The organism is Vibrio sp. C8 (genome assembly GCF_054051265.1).
Genome location: NZ_JBPAOE010000051.1, coordinates 126,466 through 152,182, shown reverse-complemented (window position 1 = coordinate 152,182; position 25,717 = coordinate 126,466). Strand labels below are relative to the sequence as shown.

Below are 25,717 nucleotides of genomic sequence, written 5' to 3'. Positions count from 1 at the left end.
GACCTGAGATACAAACAAGCCGTGCATTCAAAGAATAGCACGGCTTGCTGCAATAGAGTTCTGGATTAAGCCAGTTTAGCGCGAACTAAACCGCTGACTTTACCCATATCTGCACGCCCTTGAATTTGTGGTTTCAAGATAGCCATCACTTTACCCATGTCTTGCATGCCCGCTGGGGAGGATTCTGCGATAGCACTTTCAATCAGAGCTAACACTTCTTCTTCACTCAGTGGTTGAGGCATAAACTCCTCAAGTACGGTGATTTCTGCTTGCTCCACTTCAGCTAAATCTAAACGATTTGCTGCTTCGTATTGCGATACAGAGTCGCGACGTTGTTTAACCATTTTGGTCAGCACAGCTACGATATCGTCATCGGTCAGAGTAATCTTCTCGTCGACTTCGCGTTGTTTGATTGCTGAAAGGGCTAAACGAATAGTGCCAAGGCGCGCTTTGTCCTTGGCTTTCATCGCTAATTTTTGCTCTTCTCTAAGATTATCAATAAGAGCCATAACTCGTTCCTTAGTTAGGAAAAGTTATTAGTACAGGCGAACGCGACGAGCGTTTTCACGAGCAAGCTTTTTAGCGTGACGCTTTTGAGCTGCTGCTTTAGCGCGTTTGCGAACTGTAGTTGGTTTTTCGTAGTGCTCACGACGACGCACTTCAGAAAGGATACCTGCTTTTTCGCAAGAGCGTTTGAAACGACGTAGTGCAACGTCGAACGGTTCGTTTTCACGTACTTTAACTACTGGCATATGCCTTTCACCTCAGGGGTTATTCGTTAATGCTGATATTCAGTGACCAAATCAACAAGGTTTCTTATTCGTTTGGTCTTTAATCAGCTAGATCAAAAATGGTGCGGAATTTTAATCCGATCGTTGTACCTTTGTAAAGTACTTTGTCGCTTAGCCTCTGTACAAAATTTGTTTGTGAAGCGAAGCCGTTGTAACATTGCGCCAATTTGAAATTTTAGATGGCAGTGTGCTGAGAAAAATATGCGTATTATTGGTATTGAAACCTCTTGTGATGAGACGGGTATAGCGATTTACGATGACGAAAAGGGATTGCTGTCACATAAGCTTTATAGCCAAGTAAAACTTCATGCTGACTACGGCGGTGTTGTGCCAGAGCTGGCTTCGCGTGACCACGTTAAGAAGACCATCCCTCTTATTAAAGCTGCAATGGCAGAAGCGAATTTAACGCCTAAAGACATTGACGGTGTTGCTTATACCGCAGGACCAGGTTTGGTAGGGGCTCTATTAGTTGGTGCAACCATTGGACGCAGTATTGCTTACGCTTGGAATGTTCCTGCTGTAGCCGTTCACCATATGGAAGGCCATTTACTCGCTCCGATGTTGGAAGACAATCCACCTCCGTTTCCATTTGTTGCATTGCTTGTTTCTGGCGGTCACAGCATGATGGTAGAAGTAAAAGGCATTGGTGAATACCGTATTCTTGGTGAATCTATTGATGATGCTGCAGGTGAAGCGTTTGATAAAACCGCAAAACTGATGGGTCTGGATTACCCAGGTGGTCCTTTGCTTTCTCGCTTAGCAGAAAAGGGTACGCCGGGACGTTTTAAATTTCCACGTCCTATGACGGATCGTCCTGGTTTAGATATGAGCTTTTCTGGCCTGAAAACTTTTACGGCTAATACCATTGCTGCAAACGGTGACGATGAACAAACTCGTGCCGATATTGCCTATGCATTCCAAGATGCAGTTTGTTCAACGCTGGTGATTAAGTGTAAACGTGCGTTGGAAGAAACTGGCATGAAGCGAATTGTCATTGCTGGTGGTGTAAGCGCCAATAAACAGTTACGCGCAGATTTAGCTAAGCTAGCAGAAAAAATCGGTGGTGAAGTGTATTACCCACGTACCGAGTTTTGTACCGATAACGGTGCCATGATTGCGTTTGCTGGTATGCAACGTTTAAAAAATGGTGACGTGACAGATTTGAGCGTTGAAGCTCGTCCTCGTTGGCCAATCGATCAACTGACCCCTATCGAGTAACACATCTGATAAAGAAAACGGTCGCCAAGGCGACCGTTTTTTTGTGTCTGTAAGAAAGCGCTATGCTTTCTTTTTTTCGCCGACTTTGGGCTCTGTTCCTGCAAAAAGACGCTTAATATTTTGATGATGACGCAAAATGATTAAGCAACAGAGCATAGCTACGGGCAAGGTATATTGTGGCTTCACTAGCCAAGTATAAAATGGCGCTAGTAATACAGTGACAATTGCGGCTAAGGATGAATAGCGGAAAACAACCGCCACAAATAACCAAGTCGCCATAATCATGGCTGTTAAATCTAATCCGATAGGGGCGATAGCACCTAAAGCCGTGGCGACACCTTTCCCACCTTTAAAGTGAAAGAAAATAGGGTACATATGACCAAGGCATGCCGCAATCGCTACGACACCCAATATAAGTGGATCTATTTTTAGAAAGTAACCCACCCAAACAGGAATCGTGCCTTTTAGCATGTCGCACAGTAGCACAGCAGCGGCGGCTTTTTTCCCACCAATTCGTAATACGTTTGTAGCGCCCGGATTATTTGAACCCACACCTCTGGGGTCTGGTAGATGCAATAAACGACAGATCAGCACCGCACTGGAGATCGACCCCAGTAAGTAAGCTGAAATTATCATTATTAGTGCCAATGGCGTCATTATTGCCTCAATACGGTAATTTTTTGAACTGGGCTTTACATTGTTTTGTTATACCCATGCGATTGGTAACTTCAAGTTGGCATGAGTGTCTTTAAGTAAAAATTCTGTTTGGTTTACCCATCTAAACGCGGTTTCGTATATGATATCGCGATTGGCGACGATAGTACGTTTTTTTACTCAATATAGGTATCCGACCTGTAATTGCGTTTAACTGTTGGAAGGAATTCGATAGAAGATGGATAAAGTCTTTATAGAGCAGCTAGAAGTCATTACCACAATAGGGGTCTATGACTGGGAACAGACCATTAAACAAAAACTGGTTCTCGATTTGGAAATGGCTCATGACAATAAGCCAGCAGGCAACAGCGACGATGTTGCGCATGCTCTAGACTATGCTCAAGTCAGCCAAGCTGTGATTGAACATATTGAATCAGGCCGTTTCTTATTGGTTGAAAGGGTGGCAGAAGAAGTCGCTAGCTTAATCATGCAACGCTTTAGTGTGCCTTGGATTCGTATTCGACTAACAAAACCGGGTGCAGTTCCGCAGGCGAAAGGTGTAGGAGTGATCATCGAAAGAGGATCATTATGATCACTGCCTATGTTGGTGTAGGTTCTAACATAGAACGACGCCGTCATATTGAAGCTGCAATTCAAGAGCTGAGCTTAGTGGGAAGCGAATTACGTCTTTCAACGATATATGAGTGCCCAGCTCAAGGGTTTGATAGTCATCCTTTTTTCAATCTAGTGGTGGAGTTAAAAACTTCATTGTCTCTACACAATTTTCAGCAGTCTTTAAAAGATGCTGAGTATCGTTGGGGACGCGATATTGATGCGAAAAAGTATCAAGATCGTACTCTGGATATGGATATTATTCTGTTTGGTGATGTCATATCCCCAAGCTCACCTGTTGTCCCGCGTCTGGATATTTATCAATATCCATTTGTGATACAGCCTTTGTATGAGTTATGCCCAGAACTCAATATTCCGGGAACAGATTTGTCTATCGAAAAGGTCTGGCAAAACGCTGAACTTTTAGAACAACTGAAACCAGTTCCCCTCTGGTTTAGTATCAAGTAAGAGAAAATAATGAGTTATTTCGAGTCTTTTATGTTGGCTTTAATTCAGGGTTTTACTGAATTTTTGCCAATTTCCAGCTCTGCACATCTTATCTTGCCATCGGCAGTATTAGGTTGGGCTGATCAGGGTTTAGCGTTTGATGTGGCGGTTCATGTCGGCACCCTAACTGCGGTTGTGATTTACTTTAGAAACGAAGTCAAAGCACTATTAAGCGCATTTTTTGCTTCTATTTTCAAAGGAGATCGAAGCAAAGAAGCCAACCTAGCTTGGTGCATTATTTTAGCGACTATCCCAGCTTGTATCTTTGGCTTAGTGATGAAAGACGTCATTGAAGTCTACTTGCGTAGCGCATGGGTGATTGCCGCTACTACCATTATTTTCGGCATTCCTCTGTGGTACGCCGATAAAACGGCTAAACAGAATATTAATGAATATCAATCTGGTTGGAAGAAAGCGCTCTTCATCGGTTTAGCACAAGCGGTAGCCATGATTCCTGGAACCTCACGTTCAGGTATTACCATTACCGCGGCTCTTTATCTTGGTTTTACTCGTGAAGCGGCAGCGCGTTTTTCGTTTTTAATGTCGATTCCGATTATCGTACTGGCGGGAAGCTACCTAGGTTTGAAGCTGGTTACCAGTGGTGAACCAATCCATCTAGGATTCTTGATGACAGGTATTTTGACGTCATTTGTTAGCGCCTATATCTGTATTTTCTTTTTCTTAAAGCTTATTTCTCGAATGGGTATGACCCCATTTGTAATTTATCGTTTGATTTTAGGTGTGGGGTTATTTGCCTTTCTATTAAGCCGTTAGTCGCCTGAAAAGGGGGCTTATGGTATAAATAGGGCGTTTCTACCCAAATTGACAAAAAGGCCGTTTTTATTCGGCCTTTCTTCTATATACACCGATTTTTATCAATATTGACGAGTGTGAAAGTAATGCGAGTACTTGCGGTGACCTTAACCCTGCTGCTTGGTTTTCTACAATACAGCTTATGGCAGGGGAAGAACGGAATATCTGATTATCATGCTGTTGCGGCAGAGATAGAAGTTCAAGAGCAAGTGAATACTAACTTACATCAACGTAACCAAGAGATGTTCGCGGAAATTGATGACTTGCGACAAGGGCTTGATGCGATTGAAGAAAGAGCTCGTCATGAATTGGGAATGGTGAAAAGTGGAGAAACTTTTTACCGTATTACCGGAGAGGATAATCGTTAATGGATAAATCAATCATTGCGGTTGTACCTGCTGCGGGCGTTGGCAGTCGGATGCAGGCCGACCGTCCCAAACAATATTTAAAGCTTTTGGGTAAAACCGTACTTGAGCACACCGTGTCCAAGCTACTCGCGCATCCCAAAGTTTCCAAAGTGGTTGTCGCAGTCAGCGAAGATGACCCTTACTTTTCTACGTTAGCACTTGCTAACCATCCTCAAGTTATTCGAGTTAACGGCGGCAAAGAACGAGCAGATTCCGTTCTTTCTGCATTGAATTACATCTGTAAACATGAAGTCAGTGAATGGGTTCTCGTTCATGATGCGGCTCGCCCTTGTTTCACAGAGCTGGATGTTACACGACTCATCGAATGTGCTGAAAATCATTCTGTTGGCGCCATTCTCGCAGCTCCAGTCAGAGATACGATGAAGCGTAGCGATGAGCTACAGAATATCGATCACACGGTTGAACGTTCGAATCTCTGGCATGCTTTGACACCACAAATGTTCCGCACTCTACCTTTGCGCGAAGCTTTGATTGATGGGTTAGCGAGTAAAGCGAATATTACCGATGAAGCATCCGCGTTCGAAAGACTGAATTTAAGCCCGGCTTTGGTTAATGGCCGAGCAGATAATATAAAAATTACTCAGCCAGAAGATCTCGCGTTGGCTGAGTTCTATTTGAGCCGAAATAAGGAATAAGCATGATACGAATTGGCCATGGTTTTGATGTGCATAAATTTGGTGGTGAAGGCCCTGTCATTATTGGCGGAGTTGCCGTTCCTTATGAACAAGGTTTAATTGCGCATTCTGATGGTGATGTTGCTTTGCATGCATTAAGTGATGCACTACTCGGGGCTATTGCTGCGGGTGATATTGGTAAGCACTTTCCGGATACTGATGATAAATGGAAAGGAGCAGATAGCCGTGAACTGTTGAAAGATGTTTATCGTCGAGTAAAAGAGTCGGGCTATCGCCTAGGAAACGCGGACGTCACCATTATTGCTCAGGCACCTAAAATGGCTCCTCATATAGAAGCGATGTGTGCGGCAATTTCTCAGGATCTAGAAACAGACATTGGTAATATAAATGTCAAAGCAACGACTTCTGAACGTTTAGGTTTCACTGGCCGTAAAGAAGGCATTGCGTGTGAAGCCGTTGTACTACTGATGAAAGCATAAAGAGTCGAAAATGACAGATATTTTATCTTCACTCGCTTACCTGTGCGGTAAACCTACAGCGAAAGGCAAAATAAAAGCTAAACCAGAAGATTTTAAAGTGGTTGAAAATCTGGGGTATGAGTTTACGGGTAGCGGTGAGCACCTTATGGTTTCTATTCGTAAGACGGGTGAAAATACCAGTTTTGTTGCCAATGAACTGGCGAAAGCGTGTGGCGTAAAGTCAAAAGATGTTAGCTGGGCAGGCTTGAAAGACCGCCATGCGGTGACAGAACAATGGTTAAGTGTTCATTTACCTAGCGCGGGTTTTCCGAATCTTGCGCTGTTTCAATCGCAGCATCCGAGCATTGAAGTGTTAACGATGACTCGCCACAACAAAAAGTTACGTCCGGGTGACTTAGCGGGTAACTACTTCGAAGTCACTATGTCAGAAGTCACCGATGTTGAAGAAGTGGTTAATCGTTTAGAAGTGGTGGCAAAACAAGGTGTGCCTAATTACTTCGGTAATCAGCGTTTTGGCAAAGATGGGAACAACTTAGAAGAATCTCGTCGCTGGGGACGTGAAAATGTCCGTACTCGCAATCAGAATCAGCGTAGTCTTTATCTTTCCACTGCTCGCTCATGGATATTCAACCGCATTGTTTCTTCGCGTATTGAGCAAAACTGTTTCTATCGTTTCATCGACGGTGATATCGCTTTGGTGAACGGTGAGCAAACGTTGGTGAGTGCAGACAAGGTTGCTGAATTCAACCAACAGCTTGAGCAAGATAAAGCACAGATTTCTGCGGCTTTGGCTGGTGATAACGCACTACCGACACAAGCTGAAGCACAAAAAATTGAACAGCATTTTATCGATGCTGAAGAAGACTTAATGAAGCTGATTCGCGGTAATCGCATGCGTCATGATCGCAGAGCAATAGCGTTGAAAGCTCAAGATTTGAGTTGGCAAGTGGATGGTGATTCTATTACGTTAAAATTCGCTCTTGATGCGGGCAGTTTTGCGACTTCGATAGTGAGAGAACTCATAGAAGAAATTCCTGTAGAGCGTGTGTATGAGCAATAAGAAACTAAAAATACTATTAAGCAATGATGACGGCGTGTTTGCCGATGGTATTCATGCTCTAGCGGCTGCCATCTCGGATCTGGCAGAAGTTATTATTGTTGCGCCAGACAGAAACCGCTCTGGAGCCTCGAACTCTCTGACATTAGAACAGCCACTGCGTGTTTCTAAAGTGGCGCAGAATACATACTCAGTTCAAGGTACGCCAACGGACTGCGTCCATTTTGCTTTGAATGAACTGCTCAAAGATTCAATGCCGGATCTGGTGTTAACTGGGATCAATCATGGCGCGAATCTTGGCGATGACGTTCTTTATTCTGGTACTGTTGCCGCTGCAATGGAAGGTCACTTCCTAGGTGTTCAGTCGATTGCTTTTTCATTAGTTGGAAACCAACACTTTTCTACAGCAGGAAAAATTGCTCGCCAATTGGTAGAGCAACATCTGCGTCGACCTATTCCAACCAATCGTTTATTGAACGTTAATGTTCCAGATGTCCCATTTGAAGAGCTTGCTGGTACACAAGTGACGCGTTTAGGTGCTCGTCATCACGCAGAAAGCATGATTAAGCAGAAAGATCCTCGTGGTCATGATATTTATTGGTTAGGTCCTCCGGGTAAAGAGCAAGACGCCGGTGAAGGGACTGACTTCTATGCCATTGAGCATAGGTTTGTTTCACTGACTCCAATGCAGGTAGATCTTACTGCCCATGAGTCTTTAGGTAGTATGGATCATTGGTTAAAGGACAGAACTGATGGCTAATCCAAAAGCCGATAAATTAATTCAGTTTTTATTAGCAAATGGTATTACTGATCAGCAAGTTTTGCAGGTAATACATCAATTGCCTCGTGAGTATTTCGTTTCTCAGGCGATGGTTCATCAAGCTTATGACAATAATGCTCTGCCGATTGGTCAAGGGCAAACCATCTCTCAGCCGTATATTGTTGCAAAAATGACTCAAATGTTGGCGTTGCAGAGACAGAGCCGAGTATTGGAAGTGGGAACAGGCTCTGGTTATCAGACCGCGATCTTGTCTCACTTAGTTGAGCATGTGTTTTCTGTTGAACGGATTAAATCTTTGCAATGGGAAGCGAAACGTCGTCTAAAGCAGCTAGATATTTATAACGTTTCGACTAAACATGGCGACGGGTGGCAGGGCTGGGCAACAAAAGCTCCTTTTGATGCCATTATAGTAACGGCTGCGGCGGAGAAAGTGCCACAAGCTTTGTTGGATCAACTTGCTGACGGAGGACGTTTAGTTATTCCGGTCGGTGAAGATGAGCAGCAGCTCTACAAGATTATTCGTAAAGGTGATGAATTTATCTCTCAGCTAATAGAAACGGTACGGTTTGTACCTTTAGTTGCTGGTGACTTAGCGTAATGAAGCGTTTTCAGCTTAAGACATTGTTGACGTGTGGACTGTGTGGCCTATTACTAGGATGTACAGCAAGCTCTCCTGCGCCAGTCTCTGGGCTGAAAAAAGATTACCGAGAAATTGCACGAGGCAGTTATCGCGGTAGTTACTATGAAGTGAACCGTGGCGATACGCTGTATTTTATAGCTTATGTCACAGATAAAGATGTAAAAGACATCATCAGTTACAACAAACTTACACCGCCTTACACAATCCACCCTGGTCAAAAGTTAAGGCTTTGGCGTCCTGCATATACTGCGCCTGCCTATGGTGGCACTGGGGCTGGTGCAGTCGTTGCTACTACATCTAGTATTCCAGCGGTCGCTACAACCACATCAACGTCGGTTTCTCCTCCAAAATCGAGCAAAAATACTAATACTGCCCAAGCTAACAAATCGACGAATTCGGTCAAAAAAGATCCAAATAAGACGATTGATCAATCGAAAACAAAAGAGTATGTTGGTTCTAATACTCAACAAAATGTTAACAAAACTATAAGTAAACCCAAACCACAAAACAATAAAGTCGATAAGTGGTTATGGCCAACAAAAGGGAGAGTTGTTAAAAACTTTTCAGCAGGAGATCAAGGAAATAAAGGCATCGACATTGCAGGACAGCGAGGTCAAGCCATTACTTCTACTGCTGCTGGAACGGTGGTCTATTCGGGTAATGCATTGCGAGGTTACGGTAACTTAATCATCGTAAAGCATAATGAGCATTATTTAAGTGCTTATGCCCATAATGACCGCCTGTTGGTTAAAGAAGGACAAAGTGTTAAAGCTGGCCAAAAAATAGCAACAATGGGCAGCTCTGGTACGAGCGGTGTTCGTCTACACTTTGAAATTCGTTATCAAGGTAAGTCTGTTAATCCAAAACGGTATTTACCTTAAACATACTTGTGAGAGTTATGTAGTGACATATTGAGCAGTAATGTCTTGCTAGCTCGCCGGGGGAGGCGCTATGAGTATCAGCAATACAGTAACCAAGGAAGAGCTTGACTTAGATATTGATTCAACAGAGGCTGTTGAAGTCGACGCTAAGATTACTACCGAAGACGATGACATTGACCAAACGGAAGAAGTCCGTGAAGAGTTCGATGCTTCCACCAAAAGCTTAGATGCAACGCAAATGTATCTCAGCGAGATTGGTTTCTCACCTCTTTTAACCGCCGAAGAAGAAGTTCTTTATGCTCGCCGAGCACTTCGTGGAGACGAAGCTGCAAGACGACGCATGATAGAGAGCAACCTGCGTCTGGTGGTGAAAATATCCCGTCGTTATAGCAATCGTGGTCTCGCTTTACTGGATCTTATTGAAGAAGGTAACTTGGGCTTGATCCGCGCGGTTGAAAAATTCGATCCAGAACGTGGATTCCGCTTTTCAACCTACGCCACTTGGTGGATCCGTCAAACGATTGAACGTGCGCTGATGAATCAAACTCGTACGATTCGTCTACCAATACACGTAGTTAAAGAGCTCAATATCTATCTACGTACCGCACGTGAACTTTCGCAAAAACTCGACCATGAGCCAACTGCGGAAGAGATCGCTTCTGAACTGGATAAACCGGTTGATGATGTCAGCAAGATGCTGCGTTTAAATGAACGTATCAGCTCAGTGGATACACCTATTGGTGGTGATGGGGATAAAGCGCTACTCGATATTATTCCTGACATAAACAACTCTGATCCTGAAGTTTCGACTCAAGATGATGATATCCGTGATTCATTGATTGCATGGCTTGAAGAGCTAAATCCTAAACAAAAAGAAGTGTTAGCACGACGTTTTGGTTTGTTAGGCTATGAGCCATCAACTTTGGAAGAAGTTGGACGTGAAATTAATCTCACTCGTGAACGTGTTCGTCAGATTCAGGTTGAAGGGCTACGCCGTTTGAGAGAGATCCTGATGAAACAAGGTTTGAACATGGAATCTTTGTTCAACGTGGAAGTGGAAGCTTAATACCCTCACTCTTAAGTTCAAATTTTATTTAGTAAAAAGGCACTCAATGAGTGCCTTTTCTTATTGAATCCATGCCAAATAGTTACAGCAATTTTTTCAGACGGTACAACTCTTCTAACGCTTGGCGTGGGGTTAAATCGTCAGGATCAATCTCAGCTAATGCATTCTCAACTTCACTTGGCTCAGGGATCAAACTTAGTTGGTTGGCGATATCGACTCTAGAACTTGATACTGAAGAAAGTTGCCCATTTTGCTGCAAACTGTGTTGCTCAAGTTGAGTCAGCTTGCTGCGCGCATTTTTGATCACTGATTTTGGTACTCCAGCCAGACCTGCAACGGCCAAGCCATAAGATTTACTGGCAGCACCTTCTTGTACCGCGTGCATAAAGGCAATGCTATCACCATGCTCAACCGCATCTAAGTGAACGTTTGCCAAGGTTGGCAATACATTTGGTAGCTCAGTGAGCTCAAAATAGTGAGTAGCAAACAGGGTTAAAGCACCGATCTGTTTTGCCAGCCACTCAGCACTCGCCCAAGCCAGCGATAGGCCATCATAAGTGCTGGTTCCTCTACCTATTTCATCCATCAAGACTAAACTTTTCTCTGTTGCGTTATGCAGGATGTTAGCCGTCTCTGTCATTTCAACCATGAAGGTTGAACGTCCAGAGGCAAGATCATCTGAAGCGCCGATACGGGTGAAGATTCTGTCTAACAAACCGATTTGTGCCGATTCCGCAGGAACATAACAACCAATATGTGCAAGTAGGGCAATCAACGCTGTTTGACGCATGTAGGTAGATTTACCGCCCATATTGGGACCAGTAATGATCAACATTTTGCGCTGAGCGTGCAGTTCTATTGGGTTAGCAATAAACGGGTCATTCATGACTTGCTCAACCACGGGATGGCGACCTGACTGAATATGAATTCCAGGATCTTCGGTAATGGTTGGGCGGCAGTAATCTAAACTTTCTGCGCGCTCTGCTAAGTTTTGCAAAACATCCAGCTGTGATAAAGCGGATGCAAGGTTCTGCATTTGCTCAAGATGAGGCAGTAATAAATCGAACAGTTGATCCCAAAGCTGCTTTTCCAAAGCCAGTGCTTTCGATTTTGAATTTAGCACCTTATCTTCGTGTTCTTTCAGCTCAGGGATGATGTAGCGCTCTGCATTCTTTAAGGTTTGGCGACGAACATAATGCGGTGGAACAAGGTGGCTTTGTCCTCGGCTTACCTGAATAAAGAAGCCGTGAACGGCGTTGTAACCGACTTTAAGTGTGTCGATACCATGACGATCTCGCTCATCCGCTTCCATTTTTTCCAGATATTCGGTTGCGCCAGTGGCGAGATCTCGCCATTCGTCGAGCTCTGAGTTGTAGCCTTCTGCAATCACACCGCCATCACGAATGACCACAGGTGGGTTTTCCTTGATAGCTCGTTCTAGCAAGTCACACAGTTCATCCATCGGTTGGGTGTAATCACGTAACTTAGCCAAATAAGGATGTGACAGCTCTGTCAATGTATCGCTAAGTTCTGGAAGCTGCTGCATGGCATTACGCAGGCGGGCCAAATCTCTTGGTCGGGCAGAACGTAGAGCTAGACGCGCTAAAATTCGTTCAATGTCGCCGATTTGTTTTAATACAGGGTGAAGATCAGCAAACAGTCCTAATTGTTTGATTTCACCGATAGCATCTAAACGTTGGTTGAGCGTTTCCAGACTGCGCATTGGCTGATGGATCCAACGTTTAAGCATACGACTGCCCATAGGGGTAGCACAATGGTCAAGCACTTCAGATAGGGTGTTATCATTTCCGCCCGCAAGGTTTTGTGTTAATTCTAAATTGCGGCGTGTGGCTGCATCTAAAATGACAGATTGATCCTGACGATCAAAGGTTAATGAGCGGATATGCGGTAGCGCAGTGCGCTGAGTATCTTTGACGTATTGGATCAAACAACCCGCAGCACACAATCCCAATTTTGCATTTTCAACCCCAAAGCCAACCAGATCACGAGTGCCAAATTGTTGGTTAAGTTGCTGCTTAGCGGTCTCAAGTTCAAATTCCCAAATAGGACGGCGGCGGTTAGCTTTACGGCTCGCCATAAGCTGAACTGGTGTGAAATCTTCAGGGAAAAGCAGTTCACGTGGTGCGGTTCTTTGTAATTCTGCGGCCATTGCTTCTTCGGTTTCAGGTTCACTCAGTTGGAAACGACCAGAAGTAATATCCAAAGTGGCGTAACCAAATTTGCCATCGTGGTGATAAATCGCTGCAACAAGGTTATCAAGGCGTTCAGATAGCAGTGCTTCGTCCGTGACCGTACCCGGAGTAACAATACGGACGACTTTACGTTCAACAGGACCTTTGCTGGTGGCAGGATCGCCAATCTGTTCGCAGATTGCGACAGACTCACCCAATTGAACTAATTTCGCTAAGTAACCTTCTACCGCGTGGAATGGAACGCCCGCCATAGGAATAGGCTCACCGGCAGATGCGCCTCGTTTGGTCAGAGAGATATCCAACAGTTGCGACGCGCGTTTAGCGTCATCGTAGAAAAGCTCATAAAAATCCCCCATACGATAGAACAGTAATATCTCAGGGTTTTCAGCCTTGAGTTTCAGGTACTGCTGCATCATTGGAGTGTGGTGCGAAAGAGACTCGCTCGATTGATTCATGGCGTTACATCACTTGTTGGTATCGTTGGCAGTCCTTTTGCTCTAACTATCAGATAAATAGTCATGAGCTAAGTCACGCGTAAGGTCACTTGAAAACGGTGAGTGATGATAACAAATCAAACAACGACAGAGCAATTATCCCCTTACATCGCGAATGATAAGGGGATGAATACGAGACAAAAGCTTCGAAAGGAAGAGGTGCTAAGAGAAAAGGCCTGAAGATAGGTAACGATCGCCGCGATCACAGATTATCGCAACCACCACTGATCCCGGATTTTGTTTGGCAATTTCTATCGCTGCGAATACTGCACCACCGGAGCTTACGCCTGCACAGATACCTTCTTCACGAGCCAATGCTCTGGCCGTGTTTTCAGCATCTTGCTGATTAATATCTATCACTTGGTCAACGTCGGCGGCATTGAAGATGCCCGGTAAATACTCTTGCGGCCAGCGACGAATACCTGGAATGGCACTACCTTCTGAAGGTTGCAGACCAACAATATTAATTTCAGGATTCTGGCTTTTTAGGTAGCGAGATACACCCATGATAGTTCCCGTTGTACCCATGCTCGAAACAAAGTGAGTGATCTTGCCTTGGCTTTGTTGCCAGATTTCTGGACCCGTAGAGTGAAAGTGTGCATCAGGATTATCTGGGTTGTTGAACTGATCGAGAACCTTACCCTTGCCTTCACTTTGCATTTGTAATGCTAGGTCTCGCGCGCCTTCCATTCCTTGCTCTTTACTTACCAGAATCAACTCTGCGCCATAAGCACGCATCGAATCTTTGCGCTCCTGAGTAGAGTTATCCGGCATGATAAGAATCATTTTATAGCCTTTGATTGCCGCCGCCATCGCCAGAGCGATACCTGTGTTACCGCTCGTCGCTTCAATAATGGTGTCACCAGGTTGAATAGTGCCGCGAGCTTCGGCTTGGATAATCATATTCAGTGCAGGGCGATCTTTAACTGAACCAGCAGGGTTATTTCCTTCCAGTTTCACGAGCACGGTACTTTGGCTACCCGCCGCAAGACGCTGTAGTTTCACCAGAGGCGTTTGGCCTACATAAGCTTCAATGGTTGGAAAGTCAGACACGTTATCAGCCCTTTATTGTTAGTCTTTTAAGTGCTGCTATTGTCTAATTCTTCTTCACTCCAACACAAGTCTCTATTAGCGATGAGCATACAATTTATTGTTTGATATTATTCCAAAAGGTTCTATTTATAACCTTTGTTATAATCGTTTTATGCACATACTCTAGTTTAAAAGGAAGCCATATTGGCAAGATGATTTTGGAGTATGAACATAATGAAAAAGATGAAGTCAGCACTCGCAGCTTTGTTAATTGCGGGATCATTCAACGCCTCAGCAGCAGATCAAACTATTTTGAACTCTTCTTACGATATTGCTCGTGAGTTGTTTGCTTCATATAACCCGTTGTTTGCAGAGCACTGGAAAGAAAAAACAGGCAAAACGATTGAGATTAAGCAATCTCACGGCGGTTCATCTGCGCAAGCTCGTTCTATTCTGCAAGGTCTGTCTGCGGATGTGGTGACTTTTAACCAAGTTACAGACGTACAAGTACTCCATGACAAAGGCAAATTGATTCCTGCCAACTGGCAAGAGTTGCTACCAAACGCAAGTTCACCTTATTACTCAACAACGGCGTTCTTGGTGCGTAAAGGTAACCCTAAAAATGTACAGGATTGGGGCGATCTAGCTCGTGAAGATGTGTCATCTGTTTTCCCTAACCCAAAAACTTCAGGTAATGCGCGTTACACATATCTAGCGGCTCTAGGCTACGCTCAGAAAGCGTTTGGTAAAGATAACGAAGCGAAACAAGATGAATTCCTGAAACAATTCCTAGCAAACGTTGCGGTATTTGATACAGGCGGTCGTGGTGCGACAACTTCTTTCGTTGAGCGTCAATTAGGCGACGTTCTTATCACGTTCGAATCAGAAGTAAACAACATCCGCAAACAGTACGGTGAAGATAACTACGAAGTTGTAGTACCGAAAACGTCAATTCTTGCAGAGTTCCCTGTAGCCGTTGTTGAGCGTAATGCAAAACGTAACGGCACAACAGACGTGGCAACTGAGTATCTTTCATACCTATACAGTGAAGATGCACAACGTATGTTAGCTAGCTTTAATTACCGTGTGCACAATGAAACAGTGAAAGCAGAATTTGCTGACCGTTTCCCAGCGGTAGAACTACTGACTGTTGAGCAGATCATCGGTGGTTGGGACCAAGCAATGAAAACCCAATTCGCTAATGGCGCTAAGTTAGACCAATTACAACGTCGTTAATCGATAAAGGCCGTCTCTTCCTCTGCTAAATCAGGGCTAAGAGACGGTTATCTTCCTGTTTGATAAGTTAGGTTGAGAGTTTATGAGCGGATCTGTTGTGACATCTCGCCCGAAACATCATGTAGTACCTAAGAAAACCCGTGTTTTACCGGGATTTGCAATTAGCTTAGGTATCTCATTGTTGTTTGTTAGCTTGATTTTGTTGCTCCCAGCAACAGGTCTGGTAATGCAAACCAAGGGAATGTCTTTTAGTGAATATTGGCAGGTGATCGCGGACCCTCGCGTGGTAGCAAGTTACAAAGTGACTGTTATATCCGCATTCGTCGCATCACTGTTTAACGGTGCTTTTGGTCTGTTACTGGCTTGGGTTCTGGTTCGCTACACCTTTCCAGGTAAACGAATTCTTGATGCATTAGTTGACCTGCCTTTCGCGCTACCTACAGCGGTTGCAGGTATTACCCTAGCAACATTGTATTCAAGCCACGGTTGGATAGGCAGTGTGCTGGAAAGCATAGGTTTGAAAGTAGCGTATACCCCTTTGGGCATTATTGTCGCTATGGCGTTTACCAGTATTCCTTTCGTTGTTCGTACCGTACAACCAGTACTTGAAGAAATTTCCCGTGAGGAAGAAGAAGCCGGTATGACGCTTGGCGCGTCTGACAGCGCAGTATTTTTGCGTGTGATAATGCCTTCGCTATGGCCAGCTTTGCTGGTGGGTATTGCTTTGTCATTCACTCGTAGTTTAGGTGAGTTTGGTGCGGTGATATTTATTGCGGGCAACATGCCTTATGTCAGTGAAATTACTTCTCTGATGATCTTTGTTCGTTTACAGGAATTTGATTTCCCAGCGGCGAGTGCGATTGCTTCAGTCGTCCTTCTTACCTCGTTGTCACTTCTGTTAGTGATTAACCTGTGGCAAGGCGCGTATTTACGCCGAATTCATGGTCGATAGGGAGTCTATTCGTTATGTCTAATCAAAGAACGGCAAATCAAAGACCTTTGCGAGTCGGTGAACAGCCTTGGGTTAAATGGAGTTTAATCTCTCTCGCGTTATTTTTTGTGGCAGTGCTGCTGTTGATTCCACTGCTAAGCATTTTCCAACAAGCTTTTGTGAGTGGCCTAGAAACTTATATCACTAACCTTAGTGAGCCAGATACGTTACATGCAATCGGCTTAACCTTAGTGGTGGCGTTACTGACGGTGCCGATTAACTTAGTGTTCGGTGTGATGTTAGCGTGGTCTGTAACTCGTTTTGAATTTACAGGGCGTAAATTTCTTACCACCTTAATTGATATTCCATTTGCTGTATCGCCTGTTGTTGCAGGCCTGCTTTATCTGCTGCTTTATGGCAGCAGCGGTTGGCTCGGTGAATGGCTATATGAACGCGATCTACAAATCATGTTTGCTTGGCCGGGCATTGTACTTGTGACGGTGTTTGTGACCTGTCCATTTGTTGCCAGAGAATTGATTCCTCTGATGCAGCAACAAGGTCGTAGCGATGAAGAAGCGGCGGTTATTCTCGGAGCCTCATGGTGGCAACTGTTTCGCCGAGTCACTCTGCCAAACATTAAGTGGGCATTGATTTACGGTGTGATCCTAACCAATGCTAGAGCCGTCGGTGAGTTTGGCGCAGTGGCGGTAGTGTCAGGCAACATCCGTGGAGAAACCAACACTTTGCCTTTGCATGTTCAGCTTCTCTATGAGGATTACCAATCGGAAGCGGCATTTGCGAGTGCATCACTTTTGGCCTTTATCGCGTTATTAACTTTGATTTTGAAAGCCTTTGTTGAATGGCGCCAAGAACGAAATCATGTCATAGAACAAGAGCAGCAAGGAACGTTATGAGTATTCGTTTAGACAATATTTCGAAGCATTTCGGCAAATTTCAGGCACTTTCGCCACTCTCCTTGCATATTGAAGATGGTGAAATGATTGGCTTACTTGGACCTTCTGGTTCAGGTAAAACAACGCTACTGCGTATTATTGCTGGTTTGGAAAGTGCTAATTCTGGTTCCATCCATTTCCGCGATCGCGATGTGACTAACGTACACGTACGTGACCGCCGAGTTGGCTTTGTTTTCCAAAACTATGCGCTGTTCCGTCACATGACGGTGGCTGATAACGTTGCGTTTGGTTTGCAGGTTATGGAACGTTCACAACGTCCTTCTCAAGCTGAAATCAATAAGCGAGTAAAGCAACTGTTAGAAATTGTGCAGCTTGGGCATTTAGCTGGTCGCTACCCAGAGCAGCTTTCTGGCGGACAAAAGCAGCGTATTGCACTTGCGCGAGCGCTAGCAACCAAGCCAGAAGTACTTTTACTTGATGAGCCATTCGGTGCGTTGGACGCAAAAGTACGTAAAGACTTGCGTCGCTGGTTACGCAGTCTGCACGATGAGCTGGGTTTTACCAGCGTATTCGTGACGCACGATCAGGATGAGGCGTTAGAGCTATCTGATCGCGTGGTGGTGATGAGTAATGGTTGTATTGAGCAGGTAGATTCACCGGTTGAACTGTATGCGCATCCTAATAGCCGTTTTGTGTTTGATTTCTTTGGTAACGTCAACCAGTTCAAAGCGAACTGGCAGCAAGAACAGTGGAAGAATGGCGAAGCGTTTGTTTTGCCACCATTTAATGAAGCAACACAGAAAAACGGTCAGCTCTACATACGCAGCCATGAGCTGAGTCTATCGACAAAAGAAAACAGCCAAGCATCATTGCCTTGCGAAGTGGTGTCTATCAACCCCGTTGGGGCTGAAGTGCGTGTTGAGTTATCACCGATTGGCTGGCAAACCGATGAACTTTGGGAAGCGAAACTTTCTCACAGATCTCTGAATGAGCAGTCTCTAAAGCGCGGCGATCAGGTTTTCGCTTTGCCTCAAGTCGGTTACTTCTTTGCTGATGATTCCCATCAAGCACCGGAAGTAATACGCTGGCCGTTCTTGGCTCCGGGCAACTTAATGTTCGAGATTTAATGTTTGTTTTATATGCTTTAACAAACCCTTACAACAAGAGTGCCATTTGGCACTCTTGTTGTTTCTACGGTTGGCAATTGGTTGACTATCAGTTAGCTTTATCTGATTGATAAAAGGTTAGGTGTTTTCTCATGAATTCCGTAGAACAATTAAGCCAACATCTGGGCGAGTTATTGCTTAAGCACAAACAGGTTTTAGTGACGGCTGAGTCTTGTACTGGTGGTGGCGTCGCAAGTGCGATCACGGAAATTGCAGGAAGTTCTGCATGGTTTGATCGGGCTTTTGTTACCTATAGCAATGAAGCAAAACAAGAAATGATTGGCGTCGAAGGGCAAACTCTCGCGAAATTTGGCGCGGTATCTGAACCCGTTGTGATTCAAATGGTGCAGGGAGCTCTGAAAAATTCCAACGCGACTATCGGTGTCTCGATCAGCGGTATTGCTGGCCCGACTGGAGGAAGTGAAGAAAAACCAGTAGGGACAGTGTGCTTTGCTTGGGCAGATAAATCCGAATGGCTCAAGGTTGAAACTCAACATTTTGTTGGCGATCGTAGTGCTGTTCGTACCCAAGCAGTGATCCATGCTTTAGAAACAATTAAAGAACATTTGTCTTAAGTCTCTGACTTTTCGGCAAGTGACAACTTTTTTCCATACAGGGGTAGACACTGTATGAATCAACAGTATAATGAGCAGCATTCGACGTAGTTAAGTCAAACCAATTTCCAGGGTCAATGAACCCTAACATCACGCAAGTGACAGTCTGGAGAAAGTAATGGACGAGAATAAACAGAAGGCGTTAGCCGCAGCCCTAGGTCAAATTGAAAAGCAATTCGGTAAAGGTTCGATTATGCGCCTTGGTGACAACCGTACTATGGATGTAGAAACCATCTCTACGGGTTCACTTTCTTTGGATATCGCGTTAGGTGCTGGTGGTTTACCAATGGGACGTATTGTAGAAGTCTACGGTCCAGAATCTTCAGGTAAAACAACACTGACTCTTGAACTGATTGCTGCAGCGCAACGTGTAGGTAAAACTTGTGCCTTTATTGATGCTGAGCATGCTCTAGACCCAATCTACGCTCGCAAACTCGGCGTTAATATTGATGAACTATTGGTTTCTCAGCCAGATACTGGTGAGCAAGCACTTGAAATCTGTGACGCATTGGCTCGTTCTGGTGCGGTAGATGTTATGGTTGTCGACTCAGTTGCAGCACTAACGCCGAAAGCAGAAATTGAAGGTGAAATGGGCGATAGCCACATGGGACTTCAAGCTCGTATGCTTTCTCAAGCAATGCGCAAATTAACGGGTAACCTGAAGCAGTCAAACTGTATGTGTATCTTCATCAACCAAATTCGTATGAAGATTGGTGTGATGTTTGGTAACCCTGAAACAACAACGGGTGGTAACGCTCTTAAATTCTACGCTTCTGTACGTCTAGATATTCGTCGTACCGGTTCTATCAAAGAAGGCGATGAAGTTGTTGGTAACGAAACTCGTATCAAAGTGGTTAAAAACAAGATCGCTGCGCCATTTAAACAAGCGGATACGCAAATTCTTTACGGTCAAGGTTTTAACCGTGAAGGTGAGTTGATTGACCTAGGTGTTAAACACAAACTGGTTGAGAAAGCGGGTGCTTGGTACAGCTACAACGGCGACAAAATCGGCCAAGGTAAAGCTAACGCATGTAAATACCTACGTGAGAATCCAGAAGCGGCTGCAACTATTGATGCTAAACTTCGTGAAATGTTGCTAAACCCTAGTTTAGAAAAGGCTGAGTCTGCTGATGTAGCTCAACCGTCTGTTGAAGAAGAAGAGTTTTAATCTCTATTGGTTTTCATCACCACTGTGATCGTGAATTCAGAGCCCTGCTGTTTAGCGGGGCTTTTTATTACTCAGATTTAGGTGAGGTCTTTGAGGTGTTATGTATTCAAGCCCCAATAAAATGAGCTGCAAAGAGCGTGCTTTGTATCTGCTGACAAGACGTGATCACGGCGAGTTCGAACTTTGGCAAAAGTTATTGTTGAAAGGTTTTGAAGAAGAGGACGTTCAACAAGCTGTCAATTATTGCAAAGAGCAAGGTTATTTAGATGATCAACGCTTTGCTCGAAGCCAAGTTAGACAACATATTGCGAAAGGGCATGGAGAAAGACGAATTCGTCAGGAGCTGCAACAAAAACGCGTTGAAAATGATGCGATTAGTAGTGCAATAGAACAAGAAGAAGTCGATTGGTTTGAGTTAGCGAAGCAAACGGCAGAAAAGAAATTCAAACAGGTTATGACTCAAGATAAAAAAGAGTACGCGAAGAGGGTAAGATTCCTTCAGTATCGTGGCTTTAACTTCGACCAAATAAACTATGCTTTGAGTGCTGATGAAGAAGGCGCTAACTGAGCACCAATTGCTCCGTCGCTTGCTGTCACTCGTCTCAATTCTATTTGTCATTTAACTTCATGACATTCCGCTAAATTTCAATTCTTGTTCGTCTTTTCTTTAAGAAAACTAGGCGAACTCTTATCCATGCTTTACAATAGCGCAAAATTCTAACTTGAGTATTTCAGGAAGAGCTGCATGTACATGAGCACGGATGAGGTTCGCCGCGCGTTCCTCTCATTCTTTGAAAGTAAAGGCCACCAAATCGTCGAAAGTTCGTCTTTGGTGCCTGCTAACGATCCAACCTTGCTGTTCACCAACGCAGGGATGAACCAGTTTAAAGATTGTTTCCTAGGTTTAGAGAAACGAGCATACACTCGCGCCACAACAGCTCAACGCTGTGTTCGTGCTGGTGGTAAACACAATGACTTGGAGAACGTGGGTTTCACCGCGCGTCACCACACATTCTTTGAAATGTTGGGTAACTTCAGCTTTGGTGATTACTTCAAAGAAGATGCCATCAAATTCGCATGGGAATTTCTGACTGAAGTTCTGCAACTACCAAAAGATCGCCTGCTAGTAACGGTTTACCAAACTGACGACGAAGCATTCGATATCTGGAACAAACAAGTTGGTATTCCGGCAGAACGCATTATTCGCATTGGCGACAAGCTAGGCGGTAAAGCGTATGAATCAGATAACTTCTGGCAGATGGGCGATACTGGTCCATGTGGTCCATGTACAGAAATTTTCTACGATCACGGTGATCATATTTGGGGCGGTCCTCCGGGCTCTCCAGAAGAAGATGGTGACCGATTCATCGAGATCTGGAACAACGTATTTATGCAGTTCAACCGTCATGCTGATGGCACGATGGAACCATTACCTAAGCCATCCGTGGACACGGGTATGGGTATTGAGCGTATCTCTGCAATTATGCAAAACGTACACTCAAACTACGAAATCGATGTATTCCAAACACTAATTAAAGCAGCCGCTGAAGTGACAGGTCATGACGATCTTTCTAACCAGTCATTGCGCGTTGTTGCTGACCATATCCGTTCATGTGCATTCTTAATCGTAGATGGCGTTATGCCTTCTAACGAAGGCCGTGGCTATGTACTGCGCCGTATCATTCGTCGTGCAGTTCGTCATGGTAACAAACTGGGTGCTCAAGGCTCTTTCTTCTACAAACTTGTGTCTGTACTGGCTGATGTTATGGGTACGGCAGGTGAAGAGCTTAAGAAGCAACAAGCAGTGGTAGAGAAAGTACTTCGTATTGAAGAAGAAAACTTCAGCCGCACACTTGACCGCGGTATGGCTATTCTAAATGAAGCACTGGATAACCTAGAAGGCAATGAGCTTGACGGTGAAACAGTATTCAAACTGTATGACACATACGGTTTCCCTGCTGACTTAACTAACGACGTTGCTCGTGAACGTAATTTCACAATCGACGAAGCTGGCTTTGAAGCGGCAATGGAAGAGCAACGCCAACGTGCTCGCGAAGCGGGTCAATTCGGCACTGATTACAACACGCTAATCAAAGTCGATGGTAGCACTGAGTTCTGTGGTTATAGCGCGACAGAAGGTCAGGGCACTATCACTGCTATGTTCGTTGAAGGCAATGACGTTGATTCATTGTCTGCGGGTGACAAAGCGATTGTCGTACTAGATGAAACACCTTTCTATGCAGAATCGGGTGGTCAGTGTGGTGATGCTGGTGTTCTAAAACTTGAATCAGGTTTGTTCAAAGTCGAAGACACTCAGAAACTAGGCAATGCTTTTGCTCATCACGGTGTGCTTGTTGAAGGCGTATTTGCTAAAGGCGATAAAGTTACGGCGGTTGTCGATGCTAAACGTCGTCAAGCAACGTCTCTTAACCACTCAGCGACTCACCTGTTACACGCAGCACTACGCCAAGTATTGGGTGAACACGTAACTCAGAAAGGTTCTTTAGTGAAACCTGAAGGCCTGCGTTTTGACTTTTCTCATCTGGAAGCGGTAACTGCTCAAGAGCTGAAAGAAGTGGAGCGTTTGGTTAACGAACAAGTGCGTCGTAACCACGAGATTGAAACGAACATCATGGACATCGAATCAGCGAAGAAGAAAGGTGCAATGGCACTGTTCGGTGAGAAATACGATGATCAAGTTCGTGTGCTTTCAATGGGTGAATTCTCAACTGAGTTGTGTGGTGGTATTCATGCATCAAATACAGGTGATATTGGTCTGTTCAAGATCACTTCTGAAGGTGGTATCGCAGCGGGTATCCGTCGTATTGAAGCGGTTACTGGTGAATCAGCACTAGACGTTATTGATGCGCAAACACGCAAGTATGAAGAGAAACTTGTTGAAGCGGCTAACAAAGCGAAAGCGTTAGAGAAAGAAATTCAGAAGCTGAAAGATAAAATGGCAGCGGCTGAAAGTGCCAACATCATGGGCAAAGCTCAAGTGATCAACGGCACTAAAGTTCTTATCGCAGGTCTTGAAGGCGCAGACAGTAAGAATCTAAGAACCATGGTTGACGATATTAAGAATCAACTTGGTAGTGGTGTTGTTCTACTAGCCAATGTGGCGGATGACAAAGTCGGCCTTATTGCTGGTGTAACTAACGACCTGACTGGCAAAGTTAAAGCAGGTGATTTAGTTAAAATGGTTGCAGAACAAGTTGGCGGTAAGGGGGGCGGTCGCCCTGATATGGCTCAGGCAGGTGGTACTGACGTATCAGCTTTACCGGCGGCTATGCAAACTGTTCAGCCTTGGCTAGAAGAACGCTTATAAATTAATTAGCTACGTCGGTTTCACCTTAAACTGACGTATGTTTAATTCCATTGACCAAGTGGTTTAATTGGGTGGAGTTTTCCGCTCAGTTATCTGCTTGGTTTTGTTTTTGTTATTACTAAACGAATTTATCGGTTGGATAAACGAGTTGGTGCGTATGAGACTTCGGTCTTGGGAAGGTGAATACTGGTGAAAAAGTCCCTTATCGTGCAAAAGTTTGGCGGAACTTCTATGGGTTCAATTGAAACAATCCATACTGTAGCTGAACACATCATAAAGGCGAAAAATGATGGTAATCAAGTTGTTGTAGTTGTATCTGCAATGGCGGGTGAAACGAATCGATTAGTCGCGTTAGCTCAGCAAATCGATAGCGTACCAACTGCAAGAGAACTTGATGTTTTGCTCTCTGCTGGTGAACAAGTGTCTATGGCACTGTTAGCAATGACTTTAAATAAATTAGGTTTTGCTGCCCGTTCACTAACCGGAGCTCAAGCGAACATAGTGACAGATAATCTGCACAATGACGCGACGATTAAGTACATTGATACACGAACGATTAACGAGCTACTAGAACAAGATCAAATAGTGATAGTCGCTGGTTTTCAAGGTGTTAATGAGAATGGGGACATCACCACGTTAGGGCGCGGTGGCTCAGATACAAGTGCTGTGACACTTGCCGGAGCTCTCAAGGCTGACGAATGCCAAATCTTTACTGATGTAGATGGTGTCTACTCTTGCGATCCAAGAGTAGTAGCGAATGCTCAGAAATTAGATGTTGTAGATTTCCCATCTATGGAAGAAATGGCTCGTAAGGGTGCAAAAGTTTTACATTTACCATGTGTTCAGTACGCATGGGACAATGCGGTTCCACTTCGTGTATTGTCTACTTTTGATGTTAATCAAGGTAGTTTGATTAAAGGGGAACAGGGAACCAAACCTGTCTGTGGTATCGCCATTCAAAGAGATATGGCTTTGATTACCATTGAACATGAAGCGCTTTCAAACCTACAGAAACGTTGCCAAATGTTAGGTATTGAGGTGTGGAGTGTGATCGAGGATACAGATTGGGCAGGAGTGGTCATAAAACTTGATGCTTGTGCTAAGTTGAAGCTGGTGTTCAGTGACAAAATCCGTAATAGTGAGCATGTGAGTTTATTGACCACAGTAGGTTTACAAGCCCCGAGCTTCGTTGACCGTTCTTTTGCATTACTGACTGAGCACGACATAAATATTCATTATGTTTCAACGACTTCGCAATCATTCATGCTTATGTTAAGTCCAGAAAGTGTTAATTCAGCAGCTAATATTTTGCATGAGGCTTTTATAACTTCTGACGAACTATTAGATTTTCAACCTAGGCAAGTATCTTTAGGTTAATAAACTGCCAACAGAGTTTACCAAAATATAACTTCTGTTGGATAATAGTGTAACTGCAAGATAATTCAGAGATTACTCAAGGAGCAAAGAATGCTAATTTTGACTCGTCGTGTTGGCGAAACTCTAATGATCGGTGATGAAGTCACTGTTACTGTTTTAGGCGTAAAAGGTAACCAAGTACGTATTGGTGTAAATGCGCCGAAAGAAGTATCTGTTCACCGTGAAGAAATTTACATGCGCATTCAAGCTGAAAAGGGCAATGGTAACGTTGCAACTGGCAACTACTAATTTTCAAAAGAGCTGGCATATTCGCCAGCCTTTTTTGTTTTTAAGAGATGCTTATTTTTAATAAAAGTGTAATTTCATAGCGCTTTGATTAAATAGGCAACGATTGACTTGGTTTTTGCTATTTTTGCCAAGAAAATGTTTGACATATTTTTGGTAAATCGTAATATGTGCCTCCGCAAGACGGTGAGGTGGCCGAGAGGCCGAAGGCGCTCCCCTGCTAAGGGAGTATGCGGTTTGTAGCCGCATCGAGGGTTCGAATCCCTCCCTCACCGCCATTCTTGCCTTGTTTGGGTTAGCAGCCAAACAAAGAACAAAGTGCGTCCTTAGCTCAGCTGGATAGAGTACCTGGCTACGAACCAGGCGGTCGGAGGTTCGAATCCTCCAGGACGCGCCA

At 44.4% G+C, this 25,717-nt stretch carries 27 protein-coding genes and 2 tRNA genes; 24 read left to right on the top strand and 5 right to left on the bottom strand.

The window, feature by feature from the left end:
- Window positions 1-65: 65 nt before the first annotated feature.
- Together ACRQQK_RS19285 and rpsU are read right to left on the bottom strand one after the other, a co-directional pair.
- Window positions 66-509 carry a GatB/YqeY domain-containing protein gene (locus ACRQQK_RS19285; RefSeq protein ID WP_457514107.1) on the bottom strand — a complete coding sequence of 148 codons (444 nt, stop codon included), beginning with the start codon at window positions 507-509 and terminating at the stop codon, window positions 66-68.
- A 27-nt stretch (window positions 510-536) separates the two neighbouring features.
- Window positions 537-752: a 30S ribosomal protein S21 gene (rpsU, locus tag ACRQQK_RS19280; RefSeq protein ID WP_001145625.1), complete on the bottom strand. Its 216-nt coding sequence runs from the start codon at window positions 750-752 to the stop codon at window positions 537-539.
- 240 nt (window positions 753-992) lie between these two features.
- Between rpsU and tsaD the strand changes: the two genes are divergently transcribed.
- The gene (gene tsaD, locus ACRQQK_RS19275) at window positions 993-2,009 is read left to right on the top strand and encodes a tRNA (adenosine(37)-N6)-threonylcarbamoyltransferase complex transferase subunit TsaD (RefSeq protein WP_102955394.1); all 1,017 of its coding nucleotides are present in this window, start codon (window positions 993-995) and stop codon (window positions 2,007-2,009) included.
- Between the two features lie 60 nt (window positions 2,010-2,069).
- Here tsaD and plsY read toward each other — a convergent pair whose 3' ends face one another.
- Window positions 2,070-2,666 (bottom strand): glycerol-3-phosphate 1-O-acyltransferase PlsY, encoded by a 597-nt coding sequence (gene plsY, locus ACRQQK_RS19270; protein ID WP_457514103.1) that lies wholly within the window; start codon window positions 2,664-2,666, stop codon window positions 2,070-2,072.
- 235 nt (window positions 2,667-2,901) lie between these two features.
- Here plsY and folB point away from each other — a divergent pair, with 235 nt between their 5' ends.
- The 11 genes from folB to rpoS all read left to right on the top strand — a co-directional run bounded on the left by folB (window position 2,902) and on the right by rpoS (window position 10,562).
- A complete protein-coding gene (gene folB / locus ACRQQK_RS19265; protein WP_102943022.1) occupies window positions 2,902-3,255 on the top strand; it encodes a bifunctional dihydroneopterin aldolase/7,8-dihydroneopterin epimerase in 354 nt (117 codons plus the stop codon).
- A complete protein-coding gene (gene folK, locus ACRQQK_RS19260; RefSeq protein WP_457514100.1) occupies window positions 3,252-3,743 on the top strand; it encodes a 2-amino-4-hydroxy-6-hydroxymethyldihydropteridine diphosphokinase in 492 nt (163 codons plus the stop codon). The genes folB and folK overlap by 4 nt, the downstream gene beginning before the upstream one ends.
- A gap of 9 nt (window positions 3,744-3,752) precedes the next feature.
- On the top strand, window positions 3,753-4,556 hold the full coding sequence (locus ACRQQK_RS19255) for an undecaprenyl-diphosphate phosphatase (RefSeq protein WP_457514098.1): 804 nt from the start codon (window positions 3,753-3,755) through the stop codon (window positions 4,554-4,556).
- A 125-nt stretch (window positions 4,557-4,681) separates the two neighbouring features.
- Window positions 4,682-4,963, top strand: a complete 282-nt coding sequence (gene ftsB, locus ACRQQK_RS19250; RefSeq protein WP_042480612.1) for a cell division protein FtsB — start codon at window positions 4,682-4,684, stop codon at window positions 4,961-4,963.
- Complete coding sequence (ispD, locus tag ACRQQK_RS19245; protein ID WP_042480608.1) at window positions 4,963-5,658, top strand: 2-C-methyl-D-erythritol 4-phosphate cytidylyltransferase; 696 nt, start codon at window positions 4,963-4,965, stop codon at window positions 5,656-5,658. The genes ftsB and ispD overlap by 1 nt, the downstream gene beginning before the upstream one ends.
- A gap of 2 nt (window positions 5,659-5,660) precedes the next feature.
- Window positions 5,661-6,137 (top strand): 2-C-methyl-D-erythritol 2,4-cyclodiphosphate synthase, encoded by a 477-nt coding sequence (gene ispF, locus ACRQQK_RS19240; RefSeq protein ID WP_457514096.1) that lies wholly within the window; start codon window positions 5,661-5,663, stop codon window positions 6,135-6,137.
- A 10-nt stretch (window positions 6,138-6,147) separates the two neighbouring features.
- Window positions 6,148-7,197 carry a tRNA pseudouridine(13) synthase TruD gene (gene truD / locus ACRQQK_RS19235; protein ID WP_457514094.1) on the top strand — a complete coding sequence of 350 codons (1,050 nt, stop codon included), beginning with the start codon at window positions 6,148-6,150 and terminating at the stop codon, window positions 7,195-7,197.
- On the top strand, window positions 7,187-7,954 hold the full coding sequence (gene surE, locus ACRQQK_RS19230) for a 5'/3'-nucleotidase SurE (protein WP_457514092.1): 768 nt from the start codon (window positions 7,187-7,189) through the stop codon (window positions 7,952-7,954). The genes truD and surE overlap by 11 nt, the downstream gene beginning before the upstream one ends.
- A complete protein-coding gene (locus ACRQQK_RS19225) occupies window positions 7,947-8,573 on the top strand; it encodes a protein-L-isoaspartate(D-aspartate) O-methyltransferase (protein ID WP_457514090.1) in 627 nt (208 codons plus the stop codon). Before surE ends, ACRQQK_RS19225 begins: the two co-directional genes overlap by 8 nt.
- Window positions 8,573-9,496, top strand: coding sequence for a peptidoglycan DD-metalloendopeptidase family protein (locus ACRQQK_RS19220; RefSeq protein ID WP_457514088.1), 924 nt, complete (start codon window positions 8,573-8,575; stop codon window positions 9,494-9,496). The genes ACRQQK_RS19225 and ACRQQK_RS19220 overlap by 1 nt, the downstream gene beginning before the upstream one ends.
- Window positions 9,497-9,566: 70 nt before the next feature.
- On the top strand, window positions 9,567-10,562 hold the full coding sequence (gene rpoS, locus ACRQQK_RS19215; RefSeq protein ID WP_457514086.1) for an RNA polymerase sigma factor RpoS: 996 nt from the start codon (window positions 9,567-9,569) through the stop codon (window positions 10,560-10,562).
- Window positions 10,563-10,644: 82 nt separating this feature from the next.
- Here rpoS and mutS read toward each other — a convergent pair whose 3' ends face one another.
- Both mutS and cysM read right to left on the bottom strand, forming a co-directional pair.
- The gene (gene mutS / locus ACRQQK_RS19210; RefSeq protein ID WP_457514085.1) at window positions 10,645-13,230 is read right to left on the bottom strand and encodes a DNA mismatch repair protein MutS; all 2,586 of its coding nucleotides are present in this window, start codon (window positions 13,228-13,230) and stop codon (window positions 10,645-10,647) included.
- 201 nt (window positions 13,231-13,431) lie between these two features.
- On the bottom strand, window positions 13,432-14,322 hold the full coding sequence (gene cysM, locus ACRQQK_RS19205; RefSeq protein WP_457514083.1) for a cysteine synthase CysM: 891 nt from the start codon (window positions 14,320-14,322) through the stop codon (window positions 13,432-13,434).
- A 213-nt stretch (window positions 14,323-14,535) separates the two neighbouring features.
- Here cysM and cysP point away from each other — a divergent pair, with 213 nt between their 5' ends.
- The 12 genes from cysP (at window position 14,536) to ACRQQK_RS19145 (ending at window position 25,717) form a co-directional block, all read left to right on the top strand.
- A complete protein-coding gene (gene cysP / locus ACRQQK_RS19200; RefSeq protein ID WP_457514081.1) occupies window positions 14,536-15,537 on the top strand; it encodes a thiosulfate ABC transporter substrate-binding protein CysP in 1,002 nt (333 codons plus the stop codon).
- Window positions 15,538-15,619: 82 nt separating this feature from the next.
- Window positions 15,620-16,489 carry a sulfate/thiosulfate ABC transporter permease CysT gene (gene cysT / locus ACRQQK_RS19195; RefSeq protein ID WP_457514079.1) on the top strand — a complete coding sequence of 290 codons (870 nt, stop codon included), beginning with the start codon at window positions 15,620-15,622 and terminating at the stop codon, window positions 16,487-16,489.
- 14 nt (window positions 16,490-16,503) lie between these two features.
- Window positions 16,504-17,382 carry a sulfate ABC transporter permease subunit CysW gene (gene cysW / locus ACRQQK_RS19190; RefSeq protein WP_457514078.1) on the top strand — a complete coding sequence of 293 codons (879 nt, stop codon included), beginning with the start codon at window positions 16,504-16,506 and terminating at the stop codon, window positions 17,380-17,382.
- Window positions 17,379-18,509, top strand: a complete 1,131-nt coding sequence (locus tag ACRQQK_RS19185; RefSeq protein ID WP_457514076.1) for a sulfate/molybdate ABC transporter ATP-binding protein — start codon at window positions 17,379-17,381, stop codon at window positions 18,507-18,509. The genes cysW and ACRQQK_RS19185 overlap by 4 nt, the downstream gene beginning before the upstream one ends.
- 131 nt (window positions 18,510-18,640) lie before the next feature.
- Entirely contained in the window at window positions 18,641-19,123 is a 483-nt protein-coding gene (pncC, locus tag ACRQQK_RS19180; RefSeq protein WP_457514074.1) for a nicotinamide-nucleotide amidase, read from the top strand.
- 157 nt (window positions 19,124-19,280) lie between these two features.
- Entirely contained in the window at window positions 19,281-20,330 is a 1,050-nt protein-coding gene (gene recA / locus ACRQQK_RS19175) for a recombinase RecA (protein WP_457514072.1), read from the top strand.
- A gap of 100 nt (window positions 20,331-20,430) precedes the next feature.
- Window positions 20,431-20,898: a recombination regulator RecX gene (gene recX, locus ACRQQK_RS19170; protein ID WP_457514070.1), complete on the top strand. Its 468-nt coding sequence runs from the start codon at window positions 20,431-20,433 to the stop codon at window positions 20,896-20,898.
- A 177-nt stretch (window positions 20,899-21,075) separates the two neighbouring features.
- Window positions 21,076-23,658 (top strand): alanine--tRNA ligase, encoded by a 2,583-nt coding sequence (gene alaS / locus ACRQQK_RS19165; protein WP_457514068.1) that lies wholly within the window; start codon window positions 21,076-21,078, stop codon window positions 23,656-23,658.
- 189 nt (window positions 23,659-23,847) lie between these two features.
- Window positions 23,848-25,035, top strand: a complete 1,188-nt coding sequence (locus ACRQQK_RS19160; protein WP_457514066.1) for an aspartate kinase — start codon at window positions 23,848-23,850, stop codon at window positions 25,033-25,035.
- A 90-nt stretch (window positions 25,036-25,125) separates the two neighbouring features.
- Window positions 25,126-25,323, top strand: a complete 198-nt coding sequence (gene csrA, locus ACRQQK_RS19155) for a carbon storage regulator CsrA (RefSeq protein WP_021712262.1) — start codon at window positions 25,126-25,128, stop codon at window positions 25,321-25,323.
- Between the two features lie 182 nt (window positions 25,324-25,505).
- Window positions 25,506-25,598, top strand: a tRNA-Ser gene (locus tag ACRQQK_RS19150).
- A 42-nt stretch (window positions 25,599-25,640) separates the two neighbouring features.
- Window positions 25,641-25,717 (top strand) — tRNA-Arg (locus ACRQQK_RS19145).

Coding starts and splice junctions, on each gene's coding strand:
- ACRQQK_RS19285 (WP_457514107.1), bottom strand. CDS start 509: ATGGCTCTTATTGATAATCTTAGAGAAGAGCAAAAATTAGCGATGAAA.
- rpsU (WP_001145625.1), bottom strand. CDS start 752: ATGCCAGTAGTTAAAGTACGTGAAAACGAACCGTTCGACGTTGCACTA.
- tsaD (WP_102955394.1), top strand. CDS start 993: ATGCGTATTATTGGTATTGAAACCTCTTGTGATGAGACGGGTATAGCG.
- plsY (WP_457514103.1), bottom strand. CDS start 2,666: ATGACGCCATTGGCACTAATAATGATAATTTCAGCTTACTTACTGGGG.
- folB (WP_102943022.1), top strand. CDS start 2,902: ATGGATAAAGTCTTTATAGAGCAGCTAGAAGTCATTACCACAATAGGG.
- folK (WP_457514100.1), top strand. CDS start 3,252: ATGATCACTGCCTATGTTGGTGTAGGTTCTAACATAGAACGACGCCGT.
- ACRQQK_RS19255 (WP_457514098.1), top strand. CDS start 3,753: ATGAGTTATTTCGAGTCTTTTATGTTGGCTTTAATTCAGGGTTTTACT.
- ftsB (WP_042480612.1), top strand. CDS start 4,682: ATGCGAGTACTTGCGGTGACCTTAACCCTGCTGCTTGGTTTTCTACAA.
- ispD (WP_042480608.1), top strand. CDS start 4,963: ATGGATAAATCAATCATTGCGGTTGTACCTGCTGCGGGCGTTGGCAGT.
- ispF (WP_457514096.1), top strand. CDS start 5,661: ATGATACGAATTGGCCATGGTTTTGATGTGCATAAATTTGGTGGTGAA.
- truD (WP_457514094.1), top strand. CDS start 6,148: ATGACAGATATTTTATCTTCACTCGCTTACCTGTGCGGTAAACCTACA.
- surE (WP_457514092.1), top strand. CDS start 7,187: ATGAGCAATAAGAAACTAAAAATACTATTAAGCAATGATGACGGCGTG.
- ACRQQK_RS19225 (WP_457514090.1), top strand. CDS start 7,947: ATGGCTAATCCAAAAGCCGATAAATTAATTCAGTTTTTATTAGCAAAT.
- ACRQQK_RS19220 (WP_457514088.1), top strand. CDS start 8,573: ATGAAGCGTTTTCAGCTTAAGACATTGTTGACGTGTGGACTGTGTGGC.
- rpoS (WP_457514086.1), top strand. CDS start 9,567: ATGAGTATCAGCAATACAGTAACCAAGGAAGAGCTTGACTTAGATATT.
- mutS (WP_457514085.1), bottom strand. CDS start 13,230: ATGAATCAATCGAGCGAGTCTCTTTCGCACCACACTCCAATGATGCAG.
- cysP (WP_457514081.1), top strand. CDS start 14,536: ATGAAAAAGATGAAGTCAGCACTCGCAGCTTTGTTAATTGCGGGATCA.
- cysT (WP_457514079.1), top strand. CDS start 15,620: ATGAGCGGATCTGTTGTGACATCTCGCCCGAAACATCATGTAGTACCT.
- cysW (WP_457514078.1), top strand. CDS start 16,504: ATGTCTAATCAAAGAACGGCAAATCAAAGACCTTTGCGAGTCGGTGAA.
- ACRQQK_RS19185 (WP_457514076.1), top strand. CDS start 17,379: ATGAGTATTCGTTTAGACAATATTTCGAAGCATTTCGGCAAATTTCAG.
- pncC (WP_457514074.1), top strand. CDS start 18,641: ATGAATTCCGTAGAACAATTAAGCCAACATCTGGGCGAGTTATTGCTT.
- recA (WP_457514072.1), top strand. CDS start 19,281: ATGGACGAGAATAAACAGAAGGCGTTAGCCGCAGCCCTAGGTCAAATT.
- recX (WP_457514070.1), top strand. CDS start 20,431: ATGTATTCAAGCCCCAATAAAATGAGCTGCAAAGAGCGTGCTTTGTAT.
- alaS (WP_457514068.1), top strand. CDS start 21,076: ATGTACATGAGCACGGATGAGGTTCGCCGCGCGTTCCTCTCATTCTTT.
- csrA (WP_021712262.1), top strand. CDS start 25,126: ATGCTAATTTTGACTCGTCGTGTTGGCGAAACTCTAATGATCGGTGAT.